Raw genomic sequence first — 18,595 nt, 5'->3', positions numbered from 1 at the left:
AACTGCCGGCTCCCTCCTGGCGACCCCCCGCACAGGGGGAGCGGACGGGTGGCCGTCAGGCCAGGGTCTTGAGCACGGCCGGGTCGTAGGGGACGGTCCGGCCCAACTCACCGCGCAGCGCCTTCGCCGCCCAGTCCGGGTTGGCCAGCAGCGTCCTGCCCACGGCGACGAGGTCGAACTCGTCGCGCTTCAGGCGGGCCACCAGCTCCTCGATGCCGGTCAGGCCGGCCTGCTCGGTGAAGCCCTGGGCGAAGTCGCCCACACCGTACTGCTGGTCCAGGCCGACGGAGCCGACCGTCACCGTGGCCTTGCCACTGAGCTTGCGCACCCAGCCGGCCAGATTGAGCGGGCTGCCGTCGAACTCGGGCAGCCAGTAGCGGCGGGTGGAGGCGTGGAACGCGTCGACACCGGCCTCGGTCAGCGGCGCCAGCAACTGCGCCAGTTCGTCCGGGCTCTCCGCGATGCGGGCCCCGTACTGGTTGACCTTCCACTGGGAGAGCCGGAAGAGGACCGGGAACCCCGGGCTGACGGCCGCGCGGATCGCCTGCACGATCTCGGCACCGAAACGGGCGCGGGAGGCCGGGTCTCCGCCGTAGCGGTCGGTACGCCGGTTGGTGGCGCTCCACAGGAAGTCGTCGATCAGGTAGCCGTGCGCGCCGTGCAGCTCCACGCCGTCGAACCCGAGCCGCTCTGCGGCTGCGGCGGCCTCCGCGAAGGCGGCCACCGTGTCGTCGATGTCCCGCTGGGTCATGGCATGCCCGGCCGCGGCGCCGTCCAGTCCGAGCCCGGACGGGCCTTCCGCGGATGGCTCTGTCCCGAAGCGCACGACCCCCGTGTGCCACAGCTGAGGAATGATCCTGCCACCGGCCTGGTGCACCCGCCGCACCACATGGGCCCAGCCGGCCAGGGGCTGCTCGCCGTAGAAGTGGGGCACGTTCTCGTACGCGCCGGCGGCCGCCCGGTTGATGTAGGTGCCCTCCGTGATGATCAGTCCGACCTGGTGGGCCGCCCGGCGGGCGTAGTACTCCGCCACGTCCGGGCCCGGCACGCCGCCGGGGGACTGCATCCTGGTCATCGGGGCCATCACGATCCGGTTGGGGACCGTGAGGTCTCCCACGGTGAACGGCTCGTCCAGGCTGGCCATTGTTCCTCCAGATGTGTCGGCACTGCTTACACGGACGTCCCGTGTGCACCTGATTCCCCCACGCGTCCCACTGCCCCGCGCTGGTCCATCGGGCAGCGTGGGTCCGCCCTTGACGAGGTATTCCCCGGTTGTGCGGAAATTGTTGCTGCGGCACACCGGTAGCGCATGATTATCGACCTTGCCCATAGCGATGTCCAGCTCGCACAGGTCATTCCGAATTGCATCGCATGATGCGATCCGGTGCATCGAAATTTTCAGCTTGACCGTATGGGAGAAGGCCGTTGATAGTGGTCCTCGTGATTCCGCGTCACCGCGGTCGGCCGGAGTGAAGCTCCTGTTCCGAGAAGTATCCGGAGAGCTGATGTTCCTTACCGATCCGTTGCGCGGACAGGCCTGTTGAGGCAGGAAGGGGGCGGAACCCGGAGTGAGCCGAGGTCGCCTTACCGAAAAGACGGAGAAGTTCGCCGACGAGTTGGAAGGAAAGCGGGCCGTGGTGACCGGCGGCAGCCGCGGTATCGGCGCCGCGATCGTGCAGAACCTGCTCGACGCCGGCGCCACCGTCGTGACCTCCGCCCGCAACGCGACCGAGCAGACCCCGTCCGCAGCCAAGTTCGTCAGAGCCGACCTCAGTACGCCTGACGGCGTGCGGGAGTTCGCGGACATCGCTCTGGAGAATCTCGGCGGAGTGGACATCATCGTCAACAACGCGGGTGGCTGCCGGGCCTTTCAGAGTGCGCTGGACATCGAGAACGACTGGCAGTACACCGTGGACATCAACTTCCTGGCCGCGGTCCGCCTCAATTCTGCACTTGTGCCGTCCATGCGCGAGAGCGGAGGCGGAGTTGTCGTACACGTCTCCTCCATTGCCACCATCGCGTCCTACCCGATGATCCTGCACTACGCAGCCGCCAAATCCGCACTGGAGACTTACAACAAGGGACTTGCGGCCGAGCTGGCGCCGCAAGGAATCCGCGTCGTCGCTGTGTCACTCGGGAACGTCATGACACCAGGGGCGGACGAGGCACGCGAAAAGATCGTGGACTACCTCGGCAATGATTCCGCGGAGTGGGCCGACGAAATCCCGCTCGGACGTATCGGCCAGTCGGACGACATCGCGGGGGCGGTCGGTTTCCTGGTCTCGGAACGCGCCGCGTGGATCACCGGCAGCACTCTCGTCATCGACGGCGGGCGCAGCGCGGCCCTGACCTGAACCTCCTCCGTCGGCGAACCCACGTATGCGCAGGTATCCGTCTGCCAGGACTGAAAGGACCGACACGATGACCGCCACAGGGGAAGGGGTGCGGGCCTACCCGTTCGGTCCCGTCGACCGGCTCGAAGTGGACCCGAAACTGGCCGAGATGTGCGGCGAACAGCCGGTGCTGCGCGTGACTCTGCCCTACGGCGGCGACGCCTGGCTGGTCACCCGGCACGCGGACGTCAAGGCGGTACTGGCCGATCCCCGGTTCAGCCGCGCTGCCGCCGTGGGCGAGGACATCCCCCGCACGGTCGCCACCGGGCTGCCCAGCACCTCCATGCTGAGCATGGACCCGCCGGAGCACAGCCGGCTGCGGCGCCGGGTGGCCAATTCGTTCACCGTTCGCCGTGTCGAGGCGCTCCGCCCGCGCGTCCAGCAGATCGTCGACGGCCTGCTCGACACCATGACCGCCGCAGGTGGGCCCGCTGACCTGACCCGGACACTGACCTGGCCGCTGCCGATCACAGTCATCTGCGAACTGCTCGGCGTGCCCGTCGCCGACCGCGACCGGTTCAACGCCTGGGTGGACGGCTTGCTGATGCTGTCCGATCCGGTGCAGTCCACGCAGGCCCGCGAACACCTCAACGACTACCTCGCCGGCCTGGTCGCACTCCGCCGCACCACCCCCACCGACGACTTGCTCGGCGAACTCGTCCATGTGGAGGACGAGGCGGACCGGCTCCTCGACGAGGAACTGGTCAGCCTCGGCGTCAGCTTGCTGTCCGCAGGCCAGGAAGCCACGGCCAACCAGCTCGGCAACTTCGTCTACACCCTGCTGACCAGGCCTGATCTCTGGCAGAAGCTCGTCGCTGACCCCGGTCTGGTGCCCGACGCGGTCGAGGAACTCTCCCGGATCATCCCGATCAGCGCGTCCGCCGGCTTCACCCGCATCGCCGTCGAGGACGTGGAACTGGGCGGGCAGACCATTCGAGCGGGCGACGCGGTGGTCGCCGAGTTGGGGATCGCCAACCGGGACCCCGCGGTGTTCGACCACCCGGCAGAGATCGACTTCCACCGGGGGAACGTTCCGCACGTCACCTTCGGGCACGGCGTACACCACTGCCTCGGCGCCCAACTGGCCAGAACGGAGCTGCGAGTCGTGCTCGAATCGCTGCTCCGCCGCCTGCCGGGTCTGCGCCTCGCCGTGCCGGTCGACCAGATCTCCTGGCGTACCAACCGCCTGATCCGCGGGGTGGACGCGCTGCCGGTCAGCTGGTGAGGTCCGCACGCGCCCACGGGTGAGCGTTCCACGAACACGGTCACGGCCGGGCGGCACACCGGGCGTGCCGCACCGCGGGCCGCTGTGAGGAGCGACGTACGGACTCCATGGCCGGCCGACGCACGCAGACAAGTGCCCGGCGACGTCCACATCCAGGACGCGCCGACATCACCGGGACGCTACGGGAGGCCTGATCATGACCGAACCACTGGAGGCGGTCACTGCGGCGGTGCATGACCCGGACAAGGGACTCGCCGAGGTCATGGCCGCGGTACTGGAGGGCTACGGGGACCGGCCGGCCCTCGGCGAACGCGCAGCGGAAGCTTCGACAGCGCGGCTCCTCCCGAGGTTCGACACCATCAGCTACCGCGAACTGTGGGCACGTGTCCGCGCGGTCGCCGGCACCTGGCACCACGATCCGCAGTATGCGTTGAGCGCGGGCGACCGGATCTGCATCCTCGGCTTCGCCAGCACCGACTACGCGACGCTCGACCTCGCCTGCATCCACTCCGGCGTCGTGTCCGTGCCCCTGCAGTCCAGTGCGCCACTGTCCCAGCTGACGCCGATCATCGCGGAGACCGAGCCGCGCGCCCTCGCCACCAGCATCGAGCGTCTGGATACCGCGGTCGAAGCCGTGACCGAGGGAATCTCGATCCAGCACATGATCGTGTTCGACTACCGTCCCGAAGTCGCCGACCAGCGCACCGCCTTCGAGTCCGCACGGCGCCGCCTGGCCGAAGCCGGGCGGTCGGTGGCCGTCGACTCACTGGCCACGCTGATCGAACGCGGAGCCGAACTGCCGCCCGCGCCCCTGTTCACCGCCGACGCGGGAGACGATCCGCTGGCCCTGCTCATCTACACATCCGGCAGCACCGGGACCCCGAAAGGGGCCATGTACACCCAGCGGCTGGTCGGCACCGCGTGGTACGGGTTCGACTACGGTTCGGCGGACGGGCCCCCGGTCAGCATCCTCTACATGCCGCAGAGCCATCTCGCGGGCCGCTACGCCCTGATGGGCTCGCTCGTCCGGGGCGGTGTCGGCTACTTCACCGCCAGGAGCGACCTGTCCACCCTGTTCGAGGACATCGCGCTGATCCGGCCCACCGAACTGACCATGGTCCCGCGCCTGTGCGACATGCTCTTCCAGCAGTACCGGAGCGAACTGGGCCGCAGAGCCGGCGAACCGGGTGACGTCGAGACGGCGGTCAGGACGGACCTGCGCGAGAACTTCCTGGGCGGGCGCGTCGCCAAGGCGTTCTGCGGGACCGCCCCGCTGTCCGCAGAGGTGGCGGCCTTCGTCGAGTCCTGCCTGAACCTCCACCTGTACACCGGATACGGGTCCACAGAGGCCGGCGGAGTACTGCTCGACACGGTGGTGCAACGCCCGCCGGTGATCGACTACAAGCTGGCCGACGTCCCCGAACTGGGCTATTTCCGCACCGACCTACCGCATCCGCGCGGGGAACTGCTGCTCAGGACGGAGAGCATCATTCCCGGGTACTACAAGCGGCCCGAGGTCACCGCCGAGATCTTCGACCAGGACGGCTACTACCGGACCGGCGATGTCATGGCCGAGGTCGGACCCGACCGGCTGGTCTACGTCGACCGCACCAAGGACACCCTGAAGCTGTCCCAGGGCGAATTCGTGGCCGTCTCCCGCCTGGAGACCGTCTTCGCCGGCAGCCCCCTCATCCGGCAGATCTACGTGCACGGCAACAGCGAACGCGCCTACCTGCTCGCGGTGGTGGTGCCCGCGCCCGACGCGCCGGCCGGCGGCGGCGAGGAGCCGGACCCACTCAAGGCGCTGCTCAGCGAGGCGCTCCAGCAGATGGCCAGGGAGGCCGAGCTCAACTCGTACGAGATCCCGCGTGACTTCCTGATCGAGGCCGAACCCTTCAGCTCGGAGAACGGTCTGCTCTCCGAGAGCCACAAACTGCTGCGCCCCAGGCTCAAGGAGCGCTACGGGGAGGCTCTCGACCGGCTGTACACCGAAATCACCGAGGGGCAGGACAGGCAGCTGCGCGACCTGCGCCGAACAGGTCCGGACCGGCCGGTGCTGGAGACGGTCACCCGGGCCGCCCAGGCGCTGCTGGGCTGTTCGCACACCGCGCTCGGCGCCGACGCGCGCTTCACGGACCTGGGCGGGGACTCCCTCTCCGCGCTGTCCTTCTCCCAGCTCATGAAGGAGATCTTCCACATCGAGGTTCCGGTCGGGGTGGTCATCAGCCCGGCCAATGATCTGTCCCGGCTGGCGAGATACATAGAGGCGGAACGCGTGCCCGGGGCGGAGCGGTCCACATTCGCTTCCGTACACGGCGAGAGCAGCACCGAAGTCCGCGCCGGTGACCTCACCCTGGACAAGTTCATCGACGCGCCGACGCTCGCCGCCGCACCGGCTCTTCCCCGCCCTCGCGGCGCCGTGCGCACCGTCCTGCTGACCGGAGCCAACGGCTACCTCGGCCGGTTCCTCTGCCTGGAATGGCTGGAGCGGCTGGCACCCCCCGGCTCCAAGCTGATCTGCCTGGTACGCGCGAGCAACGCGGCTGCGGCGGCGCAGCGGCTTGAGGCGGCCTTCGACAGCGGGGACGCCGAACTGCTCCGGCGGTACCGGGATCTGGCCGAAGGGACCCTGGAGGTACTCGCCGGTGACATCGGCGAGCCGTACCTGGGCCTGGACGAGGACACGTGGAACGGCCTGGCCGACACCGTGGACCTGATCGTCCACCCGGCTGCCCTGGTCAACCACGTACTGCCCTACCGGCAACTGTTCGGACCCAACGTCGTCGGCACGGCAGAACTGATCCGGCTGGCGCTCACCACGCGGATCAAGCCCGTCACCTACGTGTCCACCGTCGCCGTAGGAGCCGGAGCCGGAGCCGGGGCACCGGCCCCCGGGGAGGACGACGACATCCGCAGCATCAGTCCGGTGCGGCGGATCGACCAGAGCTACGCCAACGGGTACGCCACCAGCAAATGGGCCGGGGAGGTCCTGCTCCGGGAGGCGCACGACCTGTGCGGCCTGCCGGTCGTCGCCTTCCGCTCGGACATGATCCTCGCGCACAGCAGGTACCAGGGGCAGCTGAACGTCCCCGACCTGTTCACCCGCCTGCTGCTGAGCGTCCTCGCCACCGGTATCGCTCCGGCCTCGTTCTACCGGACCGGTGACCGCGCGCACTACGACGGTCTGCCGGTCGACTTCACCGCAGAGGCCGTCACCGCGCTGGGCGTGGGGGCCACCGAGGGCTACCGGACCTTCAACGTGCGGAACCCGCACGACGACGGCATCTCGCTGGACACCTTCGTCAACTGGCTGACGGAGGCAGGCCACCCGATCCGGCGGATCGACGACTACGGCGAATGGCTCGCCCGCATCACGTCCGCGCTCCGCGCCCTGCCGGAGAGGCAGCGTCAGCACTCGCTGCTGCCCCTGCTGCACGCCTTCGCGCAACCCGAACAGGGCGTCCCTGGTCCGGCGATACCCGCAGACCGGTTCCGCGCTGCGGTGCGCGCCGCGAAGGTCGGCCCAGGCGAGGACATCCCCCATCTGCCTGCGGCCCTCGTGGGCAAGTACGTCGATGACCTGCGCCGGCTCGACCTGCTCTGAGGGCCGTCCCGGCCGCCGGGCTGCGGCCCACGCCGGGCCGCCCCCGTCGCTGAACAGCCCGGAACGCCTTTTCGCCAGCCGCACATTCGACGAGAGACAGCGAGATGGAAGTCGACATGGGACACAACATCAGCGAGAAGGCGATGTCGTTTCTGCGCGGCCTGGAGGCGTACGACTTCGCCGGATGCCGGGCGATGTGCACCAGCAGGGCCACCGTGTGGCAGAACGACGGTCAGGGGGAGCGGGCGATCGACGCGACGCTGCAGCGGTTCCAGGCCTTTGCCGCTGACGTCGACGCGCTGCGGTACGACGTGATCCGCCAGTTCCGGAGTACGAACGAGGTCTTCCAGCAGCAGGTGCTCCACCTGAGTATGGCCGACGGGTCGGGCAGCAAGGTCCACGCCGCGGTCTACTTCCGGTTCGAGAGCGGCGGCCTCATCGACCGGATCGAGGAGTGCATCTACGCGGTCCCGACCGCCGGGACACCCTGACCTTCCCTCTGGAGCCCGGACCACCGAGGTGACGTCGGTCTTCAACCCACGATCAGAGAAGAGCAGGCTGCCCCCACCACCGCGGTTCTCCGGGCTGTTCACCGGCCGGTTCACGCGGGATCCGTGTGGTCGCCGGCCTTCGAGCTCCAGATCGGCGGGCGACGCTCGCGACACGCCGCGGCGCCTTCTCCGGCGTCGTCGGTACCCAGGAGGGCGAGGTGGGCGCGGGTCTCCTCCCGGTCAGCAGCATGTCGGCGGCGACGGCGAGGCCGACCGCGTGCCGCAGCGTGTAATGGGACTCGCAGTCACCGATCATGCCGCGCCGCACCTGTGGGACGGCCGGCTTAGACATGGATCGTGCCGCTCAACACCTTCTCCACCTGGGCGGGCGCGGGGGAAGTACGGCGTCCAGAACCCGGTGTCCGGGGCGGCCCTGGTGTCGAACTCTGGTGTCCGTTCTGGACAGGAGGGCTGGGGGAGACCGGCGCGATGGGATTCGGCCAACGGGTTCACGTGGTCGCCAGGTGAAGTGGGTGCTGCGTGCGCCCTTCGATCAGTGGCGGGACATCGGTCTGCGCGGCACGGGGCTGCGCCTTCAGGAGTGGGGCAGCGTCCTTGACGTGGAGATTCCGCGTTCCGCCGGGGGCCGTTTTCCGCGGGCCTGGTTGGCAGCGGCGTTTGAAGGGTGCCAAGGAGGGGCGGTGGTATCGAATACCGAGGGCGGTGCTGCGGGAGATCGCGGGCTACAACGACCCGTTGGAGGGATCCCGCTCGCAGGCGATAAGCCGAGCCCGACGGCGAGGCGCCTACGAGAAGATCTCGTATAGGCGCGTTGTCCGTGGCCACAACGCCCGAAGTCGGCTGCTGTATCTGGAGGGCGGGGGATCGCAGGAGCTGACGGCGTTCTTCCTGTTGTTGACGGCATCGACCGCGGAGAACTCCGGCACGGTGGCGTCCTGGCCCGCAGTGCATCACCGGCCGGATGGAGGAGTCGACGTCTACGGCGATCACAAAGGGCTTGTGGACGCGTTCCGGGCACGGGTCAGGGCGCAGAAATTCACTCCGCAGGTCGTCCAGAGCATGGCAGAGGAGAACATCGTGCTGCGCGAAGCCCTGGCGAAGATCAAGACGGATCTGTCCGCACCGACCCTTCTCGGACTCTGCTGACCGGCCCCGCACCCGCTGGGTGAGCCTGCGCAGCCAGGCATGAATTCCAGCCGTTTCACCCGCCCCGTCGACCTGCCCGATCACGGACCCGGATCTGTACCAGGGAGATATATCGGCATAATTCTATAGTTGTGCGTTGGCTGAAACTGCTTCTCGCCGCGTAGCAGCTGTGAGAATAATTACTGCAAATGCTTTGCATGGTCAACTGGGGGCTTCGTAGTTTCAGCGGTGCGGAGGATCATCTTGACGAATGAAGGCGCTGAATCCGTAGGGAGAAATGCGGCGTCGGACAGCTTCGAACGACATTCCACGGCCGCGCCAGACCGGACCGCGATTCTGCATCACGGAGTCGCGATCGATTACAGGGAGCTGAATCGGCGGGCCGAGTTGGTCGCTGTGCGCCTGGCGGCCGCGGGTGTCGGCCCTTCGGTGCTGGTGGCGGTGGTCCTGCCGCGCGATCCCGATCTCGTCGCCACCCTGTGTGCGGTGCTCAAACTGGGTGCTGCCTGCTTTCCTGCGGACCTCGGCACTTCGGCCGGGCGACTGCGTGAGATCTTCGCCGACACGCCTCCCGATGTTCTCGTCACCACCCGTGCCGCCGCTCCCGAATTCACAGGGGACCGGCCCATCTGTTTCCTGGACGACGAGCTGCCGGCACCCCCCGTTGTCCCGCCGCGACGCATCGCGCGGACCGCGCCCGGCAAGGCCTATATGTTTTACGCGACGCCCCCCGATGAAAAGTTGGTCATTTCATTCGTCTCCTACGCCGATTTGGCGCGCCATATCGAAGATCCAGGCACCGGGATTCCGGTCGAGGCGCAGATTCTTCACCTGATCGTGCCGCTCCTCTCCGGCAATCGTCTTGTGCTGGACGCCGATGAGGTGACACACCGGCCGGTCACCTGTGCGGCGCCGCGCGATGTGGTGGAGGAGGTCGTGGCACAGGTCTGGTGCGCCGTGCTTGGTGTGGACAGGGTCGGAGTACGGGACCGCTTCTTCGACCTGGGCGGCAAGTCGCTGCAGGCGGTGCAAGTGGTGGCGCGCCTGCGCAAGCTGCTAGGTGTCGAGCTTCCGCTGCAGGCCCTGTTCGACGCGCCGACGGTCGAGGAACTAGCGGCTTGGGTGCGCGCCGAACAGGCCGGCGGCCAGGACAGCCGTGAGGAGGTGGCGCTGGAGCCGGTGGAGCGCGGCGCGCCGCTACCGCTGTCGTTCGCGCAGCAACGACTCTGGTTCCTGGACCAGTTGATGCCCGACAGCGCCTTCTACACGATGTGCGAGGCTTTCCGCGTACGAGGATCGCTCGACCTGGACGCGCTACGGCGGGCCCTGCGGATGCTGGTCGAGCGACACGAGACGCTCCGGACGGCGTTCGTCGAGCGGGACGGTGTGCCGTATCAGGTCATTGATGCCGGCGACGGGCCGGGTGCGCGGCGCGCGGCCACCCTGACGCGGGTCGATCTGACGCTGCTGAAGCCCGCCGAGCGGGAGGAGTCGGCGCGCAGGCTGGTGGCGGCGGAGGCGCAGAGTCCGTTTCGGCTGGTGGACGGCGCGCTGATGCGTGTGGTGGTGGTGCGGCTGGCTGACGCCGAGCACCTGCTGCTCGTGACCATGCATCACATCATCTCGGATGCCTGGTCGGTGGGTGTGCTCAACGACGAACTCGGCCGCCTGTACCGGGAGTGCGTCACCGGCGATCCGGCCGCGCTCCCACGACTGGAGGCCCAGTACGCCGACTTCGCCGTGTGGCAGCGCGCGTGGATGGTCGGGCCCGTCCAGGAGAGGCAACTCGATTACTGGAAGCAGGCGTTGGACGGTGCGCCCTCGGTGCTACGGCTGCCCACTGATCATCCGCGTCCCGTCGTGCAGTCCGAGCGGGGCGAGACCGTCGAGTTCGCGCTGCCCGATGCACTGATCGCCGAACTGGAAAAATTGGGCAGGGAGCAGGGCGTCACTCTGTTCATGACGCTGCTCGGCGCCTTCCAGACGGTGCTGGCGCGTTATGCCGGGCACGAGGACATCGTGATCGGCGTCCCAACGGCGGGCCGCACCCGCACCGAGACGGAGCCTCTCGTCGGCTTCTTCGTCAATACGCTCCTCCTGCGCGTGGCCTGCGCCCCCGGACTGACTTTCCTGGAACTCCTGGAGCGGGTCCGCGAGGCCGCGCTGGGCGCCTTCGCCCATCAGGACCTGCCCTTCGAGACGCTGGTCGAGACGCTCGCGCCCGAGCGGGACCTGAGCCACAACCCTCTCGTGCAGGTCACCTTCCAGCTCCAAAGCACGCCAGCGGCGCGGCCGAGCCTGCCCGGGGCGGAGGTCGAGCGGTACCCGGTCGGGGAGGCCGTATCGCAGTTCGACCTGTCCCTGGACATCAAGCGGGCCGACGACGGCTCCTATCACGGGATCCTGAACTATTGCCCCGACCTGTTCGACCGGCCCCGCATGGACGCGCTGGTCGGCCACTACCTGACGCTTCTCGCCGCCGCCGCTGCGGATCCGGGCCGCCCGATCGGCGAGCTGCCGCTGTCCGACGACGCCGAGCGGCGGCTGCTGGGCGGGTTCGGGCAGCGGGACGCGCCGCTCGGCGGGCCGGGCAACGTCCCGGAGCGGTTTGCTGAGGTGGTGCGGGCGGCGCCGGACGCGCGGGCCGTGACGTGCGGCGAGGACACGCTGACGTTCGCCCGGCTGGATGCCCATGTAGCCGCCCTGACACGGAAGTTGCTGAGCCTCGGGGTCACGGCCGAGACACCGGTCGCGGTCCGTCTGCCTCGCTCCACCGACAGCGTTGTCGCCCTGCTGGCCGTGATGCGGGCGGGCGGCGTCTACGTCCCCCTGGACCCGGAGTGGCCCGCCGACCGCACCGCCTATGTCCTGGACGACGTCGCAACCCCCATCGTCATTACCCGCGACCTGCCCGCAGGCCCCGGCCGCGTCCACCTCGATCCGCGGCAGCCCGCGACCGACGGCCCGGCGCCCGCCCCGCACATCCGCCCCGACCAGGCCGCGTACATCATTTACACGTCCGGCTCGACGGGCACGCCGAAGGGCGTCGTCGTCCAGCACCGCTCCCTGAACCACCTCACAAGCACCCTGCAGGCCACCTTCCTCGGCCACGACCCGTATCTCGCCGGGGCCGACAGTGTGCCGCCCGGCGACAGGAAGCTGCGAGCGGCGCTCACCGCGCCGTTCACGTTCGACGCGTCCATGGAGCAGCTGAGCTGGATGCTGGCGGGTCACGAGCTGTTCATCGCGTCCGAGGACGTGCGCCGCGACCCCTCGGCCTTGGTCCGGTTCGTCGAGAAGCACCGGATCGACGTCATCGACACGACTTCGTCGCAGCTCGAACTCCTCATTTCCGCAGGTCTGTTGGAGGAGCAGTGGGCGCCTTCCATGGTCATGGTGGGCGGTGAGGCGGTCTCGCCGTCGCTGTGGCAGGCGCTGCGCGGCCAGCGGCGTGTCCGCTGCTTCAACCTCTACGGCCCTACCGAAGCGACCGTCGACGCGACCTGCCACGATCTGTCCGGCCCCGTCGATGTCCCCGTCATCGGCACTCCGCTGCCCAACGTCCACCTTCGTGTTCTCGACGCACACCTTCAGCCGGTGCCCGTCGGTGTCGCCGGGGAGATCTACCTCGGCGGCCTGGGACTCGCCCGCGGCTACGTCAACCGCCCCGGTCTCACCGCCCAGCGCTTCATCGCTGACCCCTACAGCAGCACCCCCGGCAGCCGCCTCTACCGCACCGGCGACCGTGCCCGCTGGTGCCCCGACGGCACCCTCGAATACCTCGGCCGCACCGACGACCAGATCAAGCTCCGCGGCTTCCGCATCGAACCCGGCGAGATCGAAGCCGCCCTCACCCACCACCCCACCGTCAAGGAAGCCGCCGTCATCGACGACGAGCACGCGCGGTTGATCGCCTATGTCACGCCCACGGTCGGGGGCGGGGCCGACCCCGCCGGCATTCGCCGCTTCACGCAAGGGCGACTGCCCTCGTACATGGTGCCGTCGGCGGTGGTGGTCCTGGACGCGCTGCCACTGACGCCGAACGGAAAGCTGGACCGCAGGCGCCTGCCGCTGCCCGAGGTGGGCAGGCCGGGACTGGACGTCCGCTTCGTGGCGCCGCGTGACATGGTGGAAGAGGTCGTGGCACAGGTCTGGTGCACCGTGCTCGGCGTCGACCGGGTCGGTGTGCACGACGATTTCTTCGAGCTGGGCGGGCACTCGCTGCTGTCGATCCAGGTGATTGCCCGGATCCGCAAGCTCCTCGGTGTCGAGGTACCGCTGCGGGCACTGTTCGACGCCGCGACGGTCGAGGAGCTGGCCGCCCGCGTCCGCGCCGAACAGGCCAAGGGCGTCGGCCACGGGGCTCCGGCCCTTGAGCCGGTGGACCGGAGCGGGCCGCTGCCGCTGTCGTTCGCGCAGCAACGCCTGTGGTTCCTTGACCAGTTGATGCCCGGCGGCGTCTTCTACAATATGTGCGACGCCTACCGGGTCCGCGGCCCACTCGACCTGGATGCGCTGCAGCGGGCGCTGCGGATGCTGGTCGCGCGGCACGAGACGCTGCGGACGGCCTTCGTCGAGCGAGATGGTGTGCCCTACCAGGTCGTCTCGGCCCCTGACTCGCCCGGCGCGCGGCGCGTGGCGGAGATCGTGCGGATCGATCTGGCCGAGCGAACCGAGGGGGGTGTGCGGAACCTGGTGGCTGCAGAGGCGCGCACCCCGTTCCGGCTGGCGGACGGCGCGCTGATGCGTGTGGTGGCAGCCCGACTGGCGGACGAGGATCACGCACTGGTGGTCACCATGCACCACATCGTCTCCGACGGCTGGTCGGTTGACGTCCTGGTGGACGAACTCGGGCGCCTCTACCGGGAATGCGTCACCGGCGCCCCCGCCGCACTGCCACGGCTGGATATCCAGTACGCCGACTTCGCCGTCTGGCAGCGGGCCTGGATGACCGGCCCGGTGCAGGAGAAGCAGATCGCCTTTTGGCAGCGGGCATTGGATGGCGCGCCCTTGGTGCTGCGCCTGCCTGCAGACTATCCGCGTCCCGCCGTCCAGTCCCATCGGGGCGAAACCGTAGAGTTCCCGCTGCCCGCACCGCTGGTCGCACGGCTGGAAGCGCTCGGCCGGGAGCAGGGCGTCACCCTGTTCATGACGCTGCTCGGTGCCTTCCAGGTGCTGCTGGCGCGGTACGGCGGCCAGGACGACGTGGTGGTGGGCGTGCCGACCGCGAACCGTACCCGCGCCGAGACCGAGCCCCTGGTCGGCTTCTTCGTCAACACCCTCCCTGTACGAGTCGGTTGCCGGCCGGAGCTGTCGTTCCGCGAGCTGCTCGACCGGGTCCGCGAGGCCGCGCTGGGCGCCTTCGCCCATCAGGACCTGCCCTTCGAGACGCTGGTCGAGACGCTCGCACCTGAACGGGACCTCAGCCACAACCCTCTCGTGCAGGTCACCTTCCAGCTCCTTGACGCTCCCGACGAAAAGCTCTCCCTGCACGGTACGGACTGCACCTCGCTTGGCTTCGGCGGCGTGACCAGCCGGTTCGACCTGTCCCTCGACATCGTGTCGGGTCGCAAGGACATGCGGGGCGTGCTCACATACTGCCCCGACCTCTTCAATCGGGCCCGCATGGACGTGCTGGTCGGCCACTACCTGACGCTGCTCGGCGCGGCGGCGGACGACCCCGGCCTCCGCATCAGCGACCTGCCGCTGAGCGATGCATCCGAGCGTCTCCGCCTGCTGGGCGAGTCCGGGCCGCAGTACACGCCCGGGACGGACACGGAGACGGTTCCGACCGCCTTCGCCGCGCAGGTGCGGGCGACACCGGACGCGCCCGCGTTGGCATACGAGGACGCGACGCTGACATTCGCCGAGCTGGACACTCAAGTCGCCTTGTTGGCAGGGAGGTTGCGGCGCTGCGGTGTGATCGCCGAGATGCCGGTCGCGGTGTGTCTGCCACGCTCCGCCGACAGCATCGTGGCCCTGTTGGCCATCATGCGGGCGGGGGGCGTCTACGTTCCCCTGGACCCGGGGTGGCCCGCCGACCGCACCGCCTATGTCCTGGATGACATCGCAGCCCGCGTCGTCATCACCCGCGACCTGCCTGCCGATCCCGGCCGCGTCCACCTCGACCCGCGACCGACCCCGTCCGACTACCCGGCGCCCACGCCACGTCTCCACCCCGACCAGGCCGCGTACATCATCTACACCTCGGGCTCCACCGGCACCCCCAAGGGCGTCACCGTCCAGCACCGCTCGTTCAGCGAACTCCTTCGCCGGGTGCGGCAGACGGCAGACGGTATGTCCCGGAGCAACGTCGCGCACACCACCGAGATGACCTTTGACCCGTCGCTGGAGCAGTTCCTGTGGCTGGTCGCCGGACACACTCTGCATGTGGTGCCTGAGGACGTGCGCCGCGACCCCGAGGCGCTGGTGGGCCTGGTGCGGCGGGCCGCGATCGACGTCCTCAACGTCACCCCGTCCCATCTGGGCATGCTGATCGAGGCCGGGCTTCTTGAGGGTGACCGGGTCCCGGGGACGGTCCTGGTGGGCGGTGAGGCGGTGTCCGCTGCGCTGTGGCGGACGTTGCGAGAGCGGGCGGCCACCGACACACGCGTCTTCAACCTGTACGGCCCTACCGAAGGCACCGTCGACGCAACCTGTCACGACCTCTCCGCGCCCGTTGACGTCCCCGTCATCGGCGCTCCCTTGCCGCATGTGCGGGTCCGTGTTCTCGACGCACACCTTCAGCCGGTGCCCGTCGGTGTCGCCGGGGAGATCTACCTCGGCGGCCTGGGACTCGCCCGCGGCTACGTCAACCGACCCGGTCTCACCGCCCAGCGCTTCATCGCTGACCCCTACAGCAGCACCCCCGGCAGCCGCCTCTACCGCACCGGCGACCGCGCCCGCTGGCGCCCCGACGGCACCCTCGAATACCTCGGCCGCACCGACGACCAGATCAAACTCCGCGGCTTCCGCATCGAACCCGGCGAGATCGAAGCCGCCCTCACCCACCACCCCACCGTCAAGGAAGCCGCCGTCACCGTCGCAGCCGACAACAATGGCGCTGCCCGGCTGATCGCCCTCGTCGCCCTCGCCCCCCTTGCTGTGCACGGCAGTTCGGCCGAAAGCGGCCAGGGCGCCCAGGTCGAGGACTGGAATGCCGTCTTCGAGACGACCCACGTCGACGCCGCCGACGGCGAACTCACCTTCAACATCAAGGGCTGGAACGACAGCCTCACCGGTGCGCCGATCCCTGCCGAGCACATGCGGGAGTGGGTCGACACCACCGTCGACCGGCTTCTCGACCGGCCGGCCAAGCGCGTCCTGGAGGTCGGCTGCGGCACCGGGCTGCTCATGTGGCGGCTGCTGCCGTATGTCACCGAGTACACCGGCACCGACTTCTCGCGGCCCGCCGTGGAATGGCTCCGGGACGGGCTGCGGCGCCGCCCCGCGCACCAGGCGCGGCTGCACCACCGCGAGGCGACCGACTTCACCGGTGTCGACGCCGCCTCTGCTGACCTCGTCGTCATCAACTCGGTCGTCCAGTACTTCCCCGACCGTGACTATCTCGACGCCGTCCTGGACCGCGCCGTTGACGCCGCGGCCGACCAGGGGCGCATCTTCGTAGGAGACGTACGCAACCTCGCCCTCGCCCCGCAGTTCTACGCCCGCCAGGCCATCGCCCACGCCGATCCCGGCGCATCGGCGCAGAACGTGGCCCGCGCGGCCCGTGATCTCGCCCACCGGGACAGCGAGTTGCTCATCTCTCCCGAGTATTTCACCGCGCTCGCCGCTCGCTCGCCCCGCGTCACCGGCGTCGAGATCCTGCCCCGCAGAGGACGGCACCGCAACGAGATGAGCCTGTACCGCTACGACGTGGTGCTGCACGTGGGCGACCGCCCGGCCGCCCCGGAGGCCGAGGTGGTCACCTGGGGCGAGGAGGTGTACGACCTCGGGTTGCTGTCCGCCCGCCTTGACCACGGGGGCCCGGACGCCCTGCTCGTGCGCGGCGTCGCCAACGACCGGCTGACCCGAGACAACGAACTGCTCGAAGCACCCGTACGCACGATGGCCGTCGACCCCGAGGACCTGTGGGCGCTGGCGGACTCCACCCCCTACCGGGTGAGCGTCAGCTGGGCTGCCGCCGACCCGCAGGGCGCGATGGATGTCCTGTTCGTCCGGCAGGACGCCCACGACGACCGTCCGCTGCTCGTCCCCCACCCCGCGCCCGCGCCATCGACCCGACTGACCAACGCGCCGACCCGACATCGTCGTGCCACCGAAGAGGTCTCCGCCGCCGACGGGCTGCGTTCCTGGCTCGCTGAACGGCTGCCCTCCCATCTGCTGCCCGCGCGGATCGTCGAGGTGACCGCGCTGCCCCGCACCGGTACCGGCAAACTCGACCGGGGCGCACTCAACGGGCTCGTCACCGCTGGCCGCACCACGAAGCAGAGCGATAGCGCCGCCGCGGCACCCCGCACCGGCCTCGAACGAACCGTGGCCGACGCCTGGGCGCAGGTGCTCGGTCTCCCTGATGTCGGCATAAACGATAACTTCTTCGCCCTGGGCGGGGACTCCCTCCTCGCCATCAGGGCCGTCGCCCTGTGCCGCCGGGCCGGCGTCCAGCTGACCGTCCGGCAGCTGCTGAGCGAGCAGACCGTCGCCGCGCTGGCGGCAGCCCTCGACGAGGAGAGCCATGACTGACCTTCACCTGCGTACCGTCGCCCTCACCGAGGAGGAGAACGCCGAGGTCAGCGACCTGCTGCGCACCCTGGCCCATGTGCCGGTCGACCCCACTGTGGAACTGCTGCATCGCACCCGGCTCGCCGCACAGGAACTCCCGCTGCGCATCCGCACCGAACTGACCGGAATGCGGCTCTACGACACCCCACGCGCCCTCGTCGTCACGGGCTTCGGCATCGACGACCACCGGATCGGCCCGACCCCGGCGACCCGTCCCACCCCGGATCCCGAGCGAACCCAGGACCAGGAACTACTCCTCCTGCTGCACGCGGCCCTGCTCGGCGAGGCCTTCGGCTGGGCCACCCAGCAGAACGGCCGGCTGGTCCACGACGTGCTGCCCATCCCCGGCGAGGAGACCGAGCAGATGGGCTCCAGCAGCAAGACCGAGCTGCTGTGGCACACCGAGGACGCCTTCCACCCGCTGCGCTGCGACTACGTGGGCCTGCTGTGCCTACGTAACCACCAGCGTGCCGCGACCACCCTGGGCTGGCCCGACCTGTCCCGGCTTGCCCCCGAGGACCGGGCCACGCTCCTCGAACCGCGCTATCTGATCCGCCCCGACACCTCGCACACCCCCGAGCAGAACGCAGCGGGTACGCAGTCCGCCGAACGGTTCGCGGCGATCGCCGCGATGGACGACGACCCGAAGCGCATCGCAGTGCTGTTCGGCGCCCCCGACGACCCGTATCTGCGGATCGACCCTGCCTATATGAGCCCGGTGCCAGGGGACGCGGCCGCCCAGCGGGCCTACGACACCATCGCCGCGCTCATCGAGGACGGGCTGCAGCAGGTCGCGCTGGACGCGGGCTCGCTGCTGCTTGTCGACAACTACCGGGCCGTGCACGGCCGCAAGCCGTTTGCCGCCGCCTACGACGGCCGCGACCGCTGGCTCAAGCGCGTCAACATCACCCGCGATCTGCGCCGCTCCCGGTCCGCCCGGCAGTCGGCCGTCTCGCTGCTGGTGTGAGGGACT

General features: G+C 69.3%; 8 protein-coding genes. 7 read left to right on the top strand and 1 reads right to left on the bottom strand.

Annotated elements, in window-relative coordinates; all coding sequences use genetic code 11:
* Positions 1-55 precede the first annotated feature (55 nt).
* On the bottom strand, positions 56-1,144 hold the full coding sequence (locus tag NBY69_RS15010; RefSeq protein ID WP_250301406.1) for an NADH:flavin oxidoreductase: 1,089 nt from the start codon (positions 1,142-1,144) through the stop codon (positions 56-58).
* Positions 1,145-1,568: 424 nt separating this feature from the next.
* Between NBY69_RS15010 and NBY69_RS15005 the strand changes: the two genes are divergently transcribed.
* The 7 genes from NBY69_RS15005 to gntD all read left to right on the top strand — a co-directional run bounded on the left by NBY69_RS15005 (position 1,569) and on the right by gntD (position 18,589).
* Positions 1,569-2,354: an SDR family oxidoreductase gene (locus tag NBY69_RS15005; RefSeq protein WP_250301405.1), complete on the top strand. Its 786-nt coding sequence runs from the start codon at positions 1,569-1,571 to the stop codon at positions 2,352-2,354.
* Between the two features lie 67 nt (positions 2,355-2,421).
* Entirely contained in the window at positions 2,422-3,618 is a 1,197-nt protein-coding gene (locus tag NBY69_RS15000; RefSeq protein ID WP_250301404.1) for a cytochrome P450, read from the top strand.
* A gap of 196 nt (positions 3,619-3,814) precedes the next feature.
* Positions 3,815-7,222 carry a carboxylic acid reductase gene (gene car, locus NBY69_RS14995; protein WP_250301403.1) on the top strand — a complete coding sequence of 1,136 codons (3,408 nt, stop codon included), beginning with the start codon at positions 3,815-3,817 and terminating at the stop codon, positions 7,220-7,222.
* A 116-nt stretch (positions 7,223-7,338) separates the two neighbouring features.
* Positions 7,339-7,713, top strand: a complete 375-nt coding sequence (locus NBY69_RS14990; RefSeq protein WP_250301401.1) for a nuclear transport factor 2 family protein — start codon at positions 7,339-7,341, stop codon at positions 7,711-7,713.
* Between the two features lie 723 nt (positions 7,714-8,436).
* Positions 8,437-8,880 (top strand): hypothetical protein, encoded by a 444-nt coding sequence (locus NBY69_RS14985; RefSeq protein WP_250301400.1) that lies wholly within the window; start codon positions 8,437-8,439, stop codon positions 8,878-8,880.
* A gap of 228 nt (positions 8,881-9,108) precedes the next feature.
* Complete coding sequence (locus NBY69_RS14980; protein ID WP_250301399.1) at positions 9,109-17,583, top strand: non-ribosomal peptide synthetase; 8,475 nt, start codon at positions 9,109-9,111, stop codon at positions 17,581-17,583.
* Positions 17,576-18,589, top strand: coding sequence for a guanitoxin biosynthesis L-enduracididine beta-hydroxylase GntD (gene gntD / locus NBY69_RS14975; RefSeq protein ID WP_250301397.1), 1,014 nt, complete (start codon positions 17,576-17,578; stop codon positions 18,587-18,589). The genes NBY69_RS14980 and gntD overlap by 8 nt, the downstream gene beginning before the upstream one ends.
* Positions 18,590-18,595 lie beyond the last annotated feature (6 nt).

The organism is Streptomyces sp. A 4/2, from assembly GCF_940670765.1.
In the GTDB taxonomy this organism is placed as follows: domain Bacteria; phylum Actinomycetota; class Actinomycetes; order Streptomycetales; family Streptomycetaceae; genus Streptomyces.
This window is presented reverse-complemented; position numbering and strand designations above follow the sequence as displayed.

What these genes read in the sequence shown, in the direction of transcription:
- gntD (WP_250301397.1), top strand. Translation starts at nt 17,576, where the DNA reads ATGACTGACCTTCACCTGCGTACCGTCGCCCTCACCGAGGAGGAGAAC.
- car (WP_250301403.1), top strand. Translation starts at nt 3,815, where the DNA reads ATGACCGAACCACTGGAGGCGGTCACTGCGGCGGTGCATGACCCGGAC.
- NBY69_RS15000 (WP_250301404.1), top strand. Translation starts at nt 2,422, where the DNA reads ATGACCGCCACAGGGGAAGGGGTGCGGGCCTACCCGTTCGGTCCCGTC.
- NBY69_RS14990 (WP_250301401.1), top strand. Translation starts at nt 7,339, where the DNA reads ATGGGACACAACATCAGCGAGAAGGCGATGTCGTTTCTGCGCGGCCTG.
- NBY69_RS15010 (WP_250301406.1), bottom strand. Translation starts at nt 1,144, where the DNA reads ATGGCCAGCCTGGACGAGCCGTTCACCGTGGGAGACCTCACGGTCCCC.